The organism is Ureibacillus aquaedulcis (genome assembly GCF_030418165.1).
Lineage (GTDB): Bacteria > Bacillota > Bacilli > Bacillales_A > Planococcaceae > Ureibacillus > Ureibacillus aquaedulcis.
This window is the reverse complement of record NZ_JAUHTQ010000014.1, coordinates 59,997-70,957: the sequence shown is the minus strand read 5'-3', so window position 1 is coordinate 70,957 and position 10,961 is coordinate 59,997. Positions and strand designations below refer to the sequence as shown.

At 37.7% G+C, this 10,961-nt stretch carries 9 protein-coding genes; 8 read left to right on the top strand and 1 reads right to left on the bottom strand.

Translation table 11 applies throughout. The features are described 5' to 3' along the window. Positions 1 to 10 precede the first annotated feature (10 nt). From QYB95_RS15570 to QYB95_RS15535, 8 genes are all read left to right on the top strand, one after another. Positions 11 to 724, top strand: a complete 714-nt coding sequence (locus tag QYB95_RS15570; RefSeq protein WP_301139291.1) for an NlpC/P60 family protein — start codon at positions 11 to 13, stop codon at positions 722 to 724. Positions 725 to 858: 134 nt separating this feature from the next. After that, the gene (locus tag QYB95_RS15565; protein ID WP_301139290.1) at positions 859 to 1,935 is read left to right on the top strand and encodes a YheC/YheD family protein; all 1,077 of its coding nucleotides are present in this window, start codon (positions 859 to 861) and stop codon (positions 1,933 to 1,935) included. Then, on the top strand, positions 1,916 to 3,292 hold the full coding sequence (locus tag QYB95_RS15560; protein WP_301139289.1) for a YheC/YheD family endospore coat-associated protein: 1,377 nt from the start codon (positions 1,916 to 1,918) through the stop codon (positions 3,290 to 3,292). Before QYB95_RS15565 ends, QYB95_RS15560 begins: the two co-directional genes overlap by 20 nt. After that, entirely contained in the window at positions 3,273 to 4,622 is a 1,350-nt protein-coding gene (locus tag QYB95_RS15555) for a YheC/YheD family endospore coat-associated protein (RefSeq protein ID WP_301139288.1), read from the top strand. The genes QYB95_RS15560 and QYB95_RS15555 overlap by 20 nt, the downstream gene beginning before the upstream one ends. Next, positions 4,619 to 5,935, top strand: coding sequence for a YheC/YheD family protein (locus tag QYB95_RS15550; RefSeq protein WP_301139287.1), 1,317 nt, complete (start codon positions 4,619 to 4,621; stop codon positions 5,933 to 5,935). Before QYB95_RS15555 ends, QYB95_RS15550 begins: the two co-directional genes overlap by 4 nt. Positions 5,936 to 6,333: 398 nt before the next feature. Next, on the top strand, positions 6,334 to 7,095 hold the full coding sequence (locus tag QYB95_RS15545; protein ID WP_301139286.1) for a YqcI/YcgG family protein: 762 nt from the start codon (positions 6,334 to 6,336) through the stop codon (positions 7,093 to 7,095). 286 nt (positions 7,096 to 7,381) lie between these two features. Further along, on the top strand, positions 7,382 to 7,975 hold the full coding sequence (locus tag QYB95_RS15540; RefSeq protein ID WP_301139285.1) for a TetR/AcrR family transcriptional regulator: 594 nt from the start codon (positions 7,382 to 7,384) through the stop codon (positions 7,973 to 7,975). A 27-nt stretch (positions 7,976 to 8,002) separates the two neighbouring features. Next, positions 8,003 to 9,433, top strand: coding sequence for a DHA2 family efflux MFS transporter permease subunit (locus QYB95_RS15535; RefSeq protein ID WP_425609213.1), 1,431 nt, complete (start codon positions 8,003 to 8,005; stop codon positions 9,431 to 9,433). A 63-nt stretch (positions 9,434 to 9,496) separates the two neighbouring features. On the opposite strand, the gene QYB95_RS15530 is transcribed toward QYB95_RS15535, so the two are convergent. Next, positions 9,497 to 10,729 (bottom strand): right-handed parallel beta-helix repeat-containing protein, encoded by a 1,233-nt coding sequence (locus QYB95_RS15530; RefSeq protein WP_301139284.1) that lies wholly within the window; start codon positions 10,727 to 10,729, stop codon positions 9,497 to 9,499. Positions 10,730 to 10,961 lie beyond the last annotated feature (232 nt).

Here is a 10,961-nt window from a genome sequence, read left to right as displayed (position 1 = left end):
GGGCTAAAAGATGAGTGTCTCCTATGTCTCATTAACAACTGAAGAAGCCATTGCTAAATACAAAGCGAATTATGATAGGTATTTCAAAAAGGAATTAGTCAAAGTGGATCAGTATCGAAAAAACGTTAAACATCTGAAGGGAAGTCTGGCTGACCAAATTGTAGAAAGAGCGATATGGTATATGAATCATGGCTATACGGTATACGGTCATGGCTTCAATACGTATCATTCCGATGGTGTTATAGATTGTTCGGGGTTTACTAAATTAGTCTATGGTGACTTTGGTTTTGAATTAACAGGAGTCTCGAGAAGGTATGAATCTATTGGAGCCAAAATTGAAGGTGTATATAGTAAACTCGTGGGGTCCAATGATTCCGAAGATTCCTATTGGTGCCTAGAAGGGGTGGAAAATCTCCGAATCGGTGACATATTAACCTGGTGGAAAAAGAAAAAAGGAATTAAGTCCATTGTCCATGTTGCTATCTATATGGGGGAGATCAACGGTAATCCATCGGTAATAGGTACAACTGGGGGAACTCCTACAGCGCTCGGCATTATCAGCAGTTTCAGGCGATGGTATGGATCACATTTCTATAACGCACAACGCATTTTACCAGAAGGATCATGGACGCCCGGAACCGTTATTGCCGGTCATGAAGATACAGGTCCCGTCATCCCGGAGAGCTATGTACTTCCCCCTCAGAATCCAATTGTCATGCCTTAACTATAGAGAATTAAAAATTCGCTTCACAATCCCATATATTGCTGTGTCAGAAGCTGTACCTATTTAAGCTTTATAGGTTCATAAATAATATAGATAGGGACTTAGTGCAGGTGGAAATCAAAGAGGTGAAGTTAGTGCAAAGTTATACCGCTGATTTCGGTTTTATATACAATGATAAGAGGCAGCAGAAACTTATTTCACATTTAATAACCCAGTTAAGGCCATTATCGATGGAACATAAAATAAAGATTGTACTGTTTTCTCTAGAAAATTTGGATCTAGATGGCACAATTATCAGTGGAACAATAATAGAAGGAAACAGTGTTCAAAAAGGACAATGTGATATCCCGCCTTTTATCTATAATCTTGCCCTCCATTCAAACGCGGATAAAATGGATAAAATGAGAAGTTTAAGAAAAATGGAAAATACTTTAATTATTAATCCGATCAATCGATTCATACAAGGAATTATCTTCGAAATGTTATCCTCTTTACCAAACTTACAACCATATCTTTTACCAGCGGTATCTTTAAACACTACTACCTTAAGCGATTATCTTGAAAAATATGAATCTTTTTTTATAGTTCAGGAAAAATCGTTCAGCAAGCCAAAAGCAGTCACAATCAAAAAATTGCATGACGAATATATTATTTATATCGGAGCATATGGGCAAAGGTGCAAAAAGGACGAAATCCTACCCTATATAAAAAAGATGATTCATAAAAACAATCATCTCCTTATAAAGGGAATCGATCGCCTGAAAAATGGAGACGTCCCTTTGGAAATGAAGATTTTTCTGCAAAAAAATTGGAAGGCTGAATGGTCAATCACTGCAACTGTAGCCAATCAAGGTATTTTCTCCAAATCTGAATCTTATTTTGCGAAAACAAGATATCCCTCCAACAATCTTGGTATCGAGGAGATAAATGAATATACAAAATGCTTGGATACTGTATCAAAGGAAATTGGGAGATTTTTGGATTATTATATTCCCTTCGTCGGTAGCTTTACCTTTGACTTTATTTTTGATGAAATCCGCTCGCCCTACCTCATCTATGTAAGCGGGTTTGAGCAGGATCAAAACATCATCGGGCAAATGGACTCGGAATCTCAAATAAATCTCCTCCAAAATGCTTTTTATTATCTATTATTTCTAATGAATAACTCTGGCATGGAAAAGGGTGCACACCATGAATTGGATAAAAGTTGAGCGGAGTGAGGTGGAAGGTTTTGAACAATCCCAAAATATTCTCTACACTTCGAAAGGATTGGCAAATAAGTTGAAATCTAGGACCATACTGAAATTTGGTCAAAAAGAGATACCTATATCGGTGAAAGAAATGCCCTCCAAACAAGAAGGCCATAAAGCTGATTTTCATCACCCTGACATTATCCAGTTATCCGAAGATACGATTAGCGAACTATTGATCCAAACATCTTCGACCTACCAATTGGAATATTCCGAAACGACGATTAAGATAGGACCAGTTGTAGGTTTTTTGCTCGGTGAACAGCATTATTATTATCATCATCGCAGATTGAAGGAATTAACGGATGCTATGGGAATATATGAAAAAGTAGGGGGGCTGTTCATCGCTTTTCGTTATTGCTCCATCGATTGGCAGGAAAAGTGCATTTTCGGTCACTATTATAACGATGTTACGAAAAGATGGGAGTATGGGAAATTGCCCATTCCCACTGTTGTCTATCGCAGAGGCTTTAATAAAAGGAATAACTTTGTAAATGAATACAAGAATGAGTTTCAATGGAAGGTTTTTAATGATATTCGGTTTGATAAGTGGGAGATGTATTGTCAATTAAAGGATAATGAAAAGCTTAATCCATTTTTGCCAGTAACGGAATTATTAACGGTTGATAGTCTTCTCGGGCTCTTTGAGAAATATCCGAAAGTAATCCTGAAACCTAAGAGCCTTTCTAGAGGGAGGGGAATAACGATTATAACTTTAAAATCTCCCGAAACCTTTGTAATCCATGATTATCGATATTATAACGATCTTACTATTGCAAAAGCAGAGTTGGAAGAATACCTTCAAGAAGGTAAATACCTAGATAGCGAATATATTATTCAACCATTCCTGAATTTGGCGAACATTGAAGGAAGTCCATGGGATATTAGAGTTGTCATGCAAAAGAATGGAGAAAACCAGTGGATTTGTAATGGGATAGAATGCCGACTGGCGCCAAGCGGAAAGATGATAACAAACATTTCCAATGGTGGAAGGGCACTTCACTTAAAAGAGGCATTGGAATTAGCATTTGGCGAAGAAGTCGAAAGTGACCTCATTAGTAAGGATATTCATGCGATTTCGATGGAGTTTTGTAAAATGATGGACCTCACAGGATATCATTTTGCTGAATTTGGATTGGATATTGCCCTTGACACTCATCAACATTACTGGTTTATCGAAGCGAATGTCCGTCCAACCTTTAAAGGATTTAAAGCATTGGATGAACAAATCTATAAACAGATATGCTATGAACCTATTCTATATTCCACATCCATCGCAGGTTTTAGCTGGGGGAACAATGATGATGCGGATGAATAAAATAATACCCGACCTCCATGCCAATAACTGCTTGACCATACATCCGGATGTCGCAAAATATCATAACCTTTCTACTGCTAAAAAATGGTTTCTCCGTTTTGGCAACCAAGCACTAGAAATGAAGCTAAAAACATCATCTGTATTAACCGAAGACGAAATAAAGCTATCTGCTTCTATTATTGATTTATTAAGCATCCCTATAAACTGCCGATTTGAAATTCGCCGGGAAAATAATGAAATTTTATTGGGACCTTTTATTGGCATCCTGGTCGGAGCAAATAAAAGCTACTTAGATGAGAGTGTACAGTATTTATCCAATTATTTATATGATTACGAACATATCGGAGGAGCTGTCATTGCCTTTTCGCTTGAAGGTATTGATCCGCTACGCTATACAATTGAAGGATACCTATATAGCCCGGAAACAGAAAAATGGGAACCAGGCATTTTTCCTTATCCAGCTTCCGTCTTTAAAATCATCTATCTAAATAGAGAATGGAGAAACCATTTTCAAACAGTTTTCGGTCATCGCTATTTTAATAGTTATGTATTTAACAAGTGGGAGATGTATAAATGGTTAAGCCAGAATTCACAGCTAAACTCCTTTTTGCCCAAGACCGTAATTTATTATGCACCACAGGATATAGAAAACCTCTTGAATGAGCACAACGAGATTTTTATAAAACCAGTTCACGGCAGTATGGGTGAAAGAATATACAGGGTTAAAAAAACTCAAGGGTCCAGCCTGCAATTGGAATTTCAACAAGCAGGAGAGCCTCAGAAAAGTAATTTTTCAAGTGTTCATGAACTCGGTGTTTTTTTGAAAAAACAATTTAAGGGAAAAACATTTATATTACAGCAATCGCTGGATCTAATAACCTATCAGGAAAAAAAAATTGATTTTCGGATTGTCATGGTTAAGAACCAGTCTGGTGATTGGGAAGATATGTGTATGGTAGCCAAGTATGGAAGAGAAGGTAGTATTGTAACGAATATACTGGCAGGCGGTACAGCAGAGGTCGGAGAAATAACATTGCAAAAAGTATTTGGATTCTCTGAGGAGGAAGCTTTTCGTTTTCGTAAAGAAATTTCCCGAATCTCCTATGAGGCAGCCCGATGTATAGAAGAATGTGGTGTTCACTGTGGAAATTTAGGGATTGATATTGCAATAGATACTGCTAAAAAGGTATGGATTATCGAAATAAATAATGTAAACCCTAGTCCTTTGTTTGCGCTTGATATCAATGACCGGCAACTTTTTTATCAAATAAAACGTTCAAATATGCTTTATGCAAAAAATCTGGCTGGATTTCCGGAGAAAATGACATGATTTATTACTTCAAAGAACTTTCTGAAAATAGAAAGAATCTACTATTCCTCCCTCTATCCATTTGGGAAAATATGAATCCAAAACCTCAGTGGCTGACTTTGCAGGCCGGAGAATGGATGGCGAGAGTGGAGGTTGAGTTGCGCGAAGATTTGCCCGAGAATACGGTAGGAGTTTCTACTATTGCTGAATTTCCTTTTAATTTGCCTGAACAAATACCGTTTGAAATGAAAATCCAAGAAGGCAAGCTTCGTATTGGTCCTATCATGGGGATATTAGCTTTTCATGAAACCCACGAGATGACAGCCGAGGCATTAGAAAAATATACTCGTTATTTAGCCGGCTATTCCAGTATTAATGGCCTTATTTATATATGTTCAGCAAAGGGCATTAATCATTCTTTAAAGACAATCGAGGGGTATTGCTTCAATCTAGAGGAAAAAACAAGTAAACCTGTTTGGATGTTTGGCAAGTTTCCATTTCCGGACGTACTATACTGTCATTTGGAACAGAGCGAAGATGAATATAATCAAACGCTATCAGTAATGCGGGGGAAGATACTGAATGCTAATTTAAGTAGTAAGTGGCTGTTGAGTAAACTATTTCAATCCTCTATTCATCTTCGTGGGCATTGGCCTTACACAGAGTTATTAAATAACGATCATAAACTGGATGATATGCTCAATAAATTTGGATCAGTCTACCTAAAGCCTTTAGTGGCTGAAAAAGGAAAGCTACTTTTTAAAGTGGATAAAAAAGAAGGAAGCTATCGCATTCATGATTACTTCGGGGATGAGAAAAGTTTAAATTCAACTATGGAAGTAAACGATTATCTGAAAGGTGCATTACATGATACGTATCTCGTACAGCAGGCCGTCCCGGTAGTTAAATATGAGGAACGATGTTTTAATTTTAAAGTCCATATGCAAAAAACAAGCAGGAGCCATTGGAAATGTGCATATATTACTGCTCATTTCGGAGAAACGGGAGGCATTTCCGCTAACTTTAATCGGACTGGAATTGTCTTGAATGGTAGGGATGCACTGAGACAGGTATTTCAAATGGATGAACGGGAAGTATTTAAAAAGGAACAAGAGATAATCGAACTTTGCTGTACTGCTTGTAAAACACTTGAGCATTCAAAAGGCAGCTATGCAGAATTATCCATAGATATTATCCTTGATGAAAATTTATCCGTGTGGTTAATGGATATCAATCATCACCCAGACCATCAATCATTATTCTATTCTGATAGGCAATTATATTTAAACGTTCTAGCAACCCCCCTGGAATATGCAAAATTATCAGCCTGGTAGGATGAACCTATTGCTACGGGATGGATGGTTTAGCCTTTTTCTACATTCTGACTTAAATATAAAGAAGCTTCCCATTAGTTGTGAAAACTTTTGAGAGCTTCTTTTTTTAATACTTTTGTTACATGGAAATAGACAACCTGGTGATCTAAATCTGAATAAACCAATCTATACATAATTGCCTTACAGCAAGGTTTTGCGAAACAGAACCGTTTGCGAAATCCATAAAGCCGTTATTCATGGCTTCGGTTGTAGGAAAGGTGTGCCAGCAGCTATAACTCCATCCTGTATTCAGTTTGATCAAAAGGACTTTTCACCATTAAAAGAGGACTGCTGCTCATTTGAGCATGGACATCTCTCATTTATTTAGGCCTCTGAATATACTGATGGGAGAATTGGAGTTGAACAACGTGAGAGAATTATTTACGGATGCCCCTTCACATCGAGAATTGCTAAACGATTGGGAACGAGAGGTACTAGAGAGATTTTCTGCAAAAATGAGTGATAAGAACCAGCCTTTCCCCTGTATCCCGGCAACAATAGGTTTTTCAAAGAACCAATTACGTTATGGATTTACTGGAGACCCGCGGAAGACTGAAACGTTATATGAGCTAGCAGGGCTACTGAGCAAGTTCACAAGTGAATCCAGAAATTTCGGTTCCTACACCTCACTAATTATCTTCTATCATACACCTATAGATATGAGGGATACTTATAGAGTTGAGGATTACGAGCAGTTATTTTGGAAACAACTTAGCGGCTTGGCGGCAATCGACTCCGTTGAATGGCCGGCTGATATGCCATTGGATCCTCACAATCCAATGTGGGAGTTTTGTTTCAATAGGGAAAAATACTTTATGTATTGTGCAACTCCTGCCCATATCAACCGCCAAAGTCGGCATTTTGATGTAATGATGCTGGCCATTACCCCACGTTGGGTACTGCAGGAACTTAATAAGAAGGAGAGTTTTGCCCGAAACATTAAAGCCAGGGTCCGTGAAAGATTGGCCAACTACGATGCGGCCCCTGTCCATCCAGACTTGAACAGTTACGGTGCCAAAGATAACTTTGAATGGAAACAGTATTTTTTGCGGGATGATGATACTTCATTATCAAAATGTCCTTATCATCGATTACTGAAATTTTTGAAGCAAGAAAAATGAACAAGAATTATTTATCGCCTAACATACAAATTCCATGGAGGCAACTCATTAGTTGTGAAAACTTTTGGGGAGCTTCTTTTTCATTTAATTTTGTAAAGCGGAGGTGACTGATCAGGTGACTGATCATAATAAATACCCTAATCTATTCCTAATTTGTTTGAATGTTGTTGCGCACAATCCATTGTAAAGGTTATATAAATTTAAAGTCATTCTTATTGACTCATATAGAAATATTCGTTACCATACTCTAGACCGGTTGCTATAATTTTTTTGGGGTGAGCTTTGGATGAAGGAAAAACATAATACTAGGGAAGTCATCTTACAAACTGCAACACGGCTTTTTCAACGACAAGGTTATAACGGAACAGGGCTTAATCAAATCATTGAAGAAAGTGGAGCTCCCAAAGGTTCGATTTATTATCATTTCCCCAATGGAAAAGAGGAAATTGCCACAGAAGCCATCTCCATGATGAGAAAGCTTGTGTTGGAAGGAGCTGAAAATGACTTAATTGGTAAAAATTCAGCTGCAGAAGCATACGAATATTATGTCCATAATGTAGCTGCTGTATTTGATAAGAGAAGTTGTATAGACGGGTTATCAATTGGGTTAATTGCATCGGAAACAGCATTTACGCATGAAAAGCTCCGGTCTTCATGTGAAATGGTTTTCAAGGATTTACAGTCTCTGCATGCTCAAATCCTTATACAGTACGGGTTTGAAATAGAACGGGCAGAAGAATTAGGGATAACCTTAACGGCGATGATCGAAGGTGCATGCATTTTATCCATCACATATCAAGATGGAAATCCATTGCGCAGCATTGCAAAGCAGTTATCCTTCCTGTTAGAAAGAAATCAAGAGACACAAGGAGAGAAATAAAAAATGGAAATGAGTAATACACAGCAAATGAAATCGGTAGAAATTAATATTGGTGAGTTACGTGTTGTTCCAATCATCATTTCATTTGTTGTTGCTGGATTTATAGGCCTGTTTAGCGAAACAGCCCTAAATATGGCATTAACAAATCTTATAAAGGATTTTGGTATACATGAAACAACGGCACAGTGGTTAACCACGGGCTATCTTCTTACATTAGGTATTCTTGTACCTGTTTCAGGACTCATCATGCAATGGTTTACTACAAGGCAGCTATTCATTACATCACTTATTGCTTCTATTATAGGTACGTTAATAGCAGGTATTGCGCCGACTTTTTCGGTATTGATGATTGCGCGTATTGTGCAGGCAGTCGGAACAGCCTTATTACTGCCATTAATGTTTAATACAATACTATTGATTATCCCGCCTCATAAACGCGGTCGCATTATGGGTATTATAGGACTTGTTATTATGTTTGCACCGGCTGTCGGTCCGACTATTTCAGGTATTATTATTAATAATCTAACTTGGCACTGGATTTTCTGGGTTTCACTACCGCTATTAATCGGAGCCCTTATTTTCGGTTCATTCTTTATGCAAAATGTTGCAACACCAACAAAGCCAAAAATCGATTTTCTTTCTATTCTATTATCTACACTTGGATTTGGAGGAATCGTATTCGGATTCAGCAGTGCGGGAGAAGGGGGCGGCTGGGGAAATCCAACTGTAATTATCGCCATTATCGTCGGTGTGGTTTCCTTAATATTGTTTTCAATTCGACAAACGAAAATGCGGCAGCCTATGCTGAATTTAAGAGCATTCAAGTATCCAATGTTTACAGTTGGTCTTTTATTAGTTCTTGTTTGTATGATGGTATTGTTGTCAACGATGATTCTTTTACCGCTTTACTTACAAACTTCACTAGCACTTACTACGTTTGCTGCCGGGCTTCTACTTTTGCCAGGTGGGATCATCAATGGGATATTATCCCCGGTTATGGGTGGATTGTTTGACAAGTACGGCCCAAAATGGCTCGTTAGAATTGGAATTGTCATCTTGCTTGGAGCAATGTTTGGATTCTCTACGATAACAATCGAGACGACTTCCGCTTTTGTTATTGCTTTGCATATCATTACAATGATCGGGGTCTCCATGATCATGATGCCTGCACAGACAAACGGTCTGAATCAACTGCCGCGTGAGCTGTACCCTGATGGGACGGCCATCATGAATACGTTGCAGCAGGTTGCCGGAGCTATCGGGACAGCTGTTGCCATCTCTATCATGTCTTCAGGTCTAGAATCATTCACGCCGGAAGACCCAGCCAATCCGCTAAATCCTTTGCTTGCATTTACGGCAGGAGTTCAGGATGCATTCATTTTCGGCATTATTATGGCGATTGTTGGTTTCATCATTTCATTGTTTGTTAAACGTGTTAAAGTAGAGCATCAAATGTAATTTATTATAACAGCCTTGCTATTTTTGCAAGGCTGTTTTTGTTTAAGGCTAATCTTTGAATAATTAGAGTCCTCTTTTGATAAAACTGGAATATGTTGTTTGCACGGGTATGAATTCGGTTTCTCCTTTATCAACTAGCATAGAATGAGGATTGATGCGGATGAAATCCTCAACATAATGAAAAATGCCATTTGTGGTAAGTGCTTTTTTATTTTCTTCGCTTAATTCATTGTACGTTACATCATATTCAGAACCTGAATCACTGTTTTTCCAAGCGACGAATTGCATTGCACGTGGTATATCTTCAAAAATATTATTGCGGAAAGTCGGGTTGATGGCACCACTTGCCAGTATACCGCTGTTCGCGTTGTATTTACCGGGAGCAACATTTTTAAATAGATTATTTTCTATAGTAGCATTACTCCAGTTCAATACACGAATTGCATCCTCACGCATTTTCTCTATTTTATTATTTCTGATTATGATGTGGTCGTGATATTTCCCGCCAGAATATTTATGGGTGCCGATTGCACGGTCCAGATCGTAGAAAACATTGTTTTCTATTGTTACATTGTGGTTGGGTGTTTTATCGAACTTGCTCCATTTAGAGCTCCAGCCATTCGTCAGCTTGTCGGGAGTATCGATATTAATCGCTTCTTTTATTAAGGTCGGGGAAGGTTTTGAATTCTTGAATTTATTATTGGAGATAATAGCATTTTCTGTTGCATCAACCTCAATGAAATGGCCGGAATACATATTAATAAAATTTATATTTTCGATTCTGATGTTTTTATTATGGCCGGCAATAATACCAATCCCATCCTTTTCAAAATTCAAGTCAATCGTTGCTGTCCCGGTGCCAATGATGGAGATGTTTTTCTCGCCTTCATATTTGCCATGGACATGTTCTTTTTTCGCGAGAGAAGGACGGATAAATTGGAAAATGGATTTATTAGCATCATTTTTAGTACCCGTTTCATCTCCATTTACAATTTTTGCCCCATCTTCAAGTTTAATCGTTACATCTGAAGGGACGAACAATACGTTTGAAACCGTATAAGTTCCCTTTTCCAATACGAGTGTCCCGCCTCCTGATTCTTCAAGCTGCTCAAGATAGGAACGAATTAAAAAATAATGTTTCGAATACTTATTGTAACTTGATTGATTCATGAAATTCCTGTTATATGTTTCGCTATCTGGTGAAATAGTATATGTCTCCGTGTTAGCTTCAATAGAATTTGCAGGAAAGAAAAACCACATAGTTAACACAAATAAGGTTAATAAAAACTTTTGCATAATCCCATACTCCTCTTGATAATGCTTTATGAATTTTAAACTTTTATTTGGAATAAAAAATTATTGACTTACCAGTAATTTTTTCTTTTACAAGTAAGTTATTTACTACTAATCTATCTACCCTTAATGAACATAAATAATCGCATGGAAGGATTATTGGATTAACTTTCCTTTGCTAAAATCAACATGAAAATTCGGAGTAAGCAAATTGTTTGTATAATCTTCCTGAAAC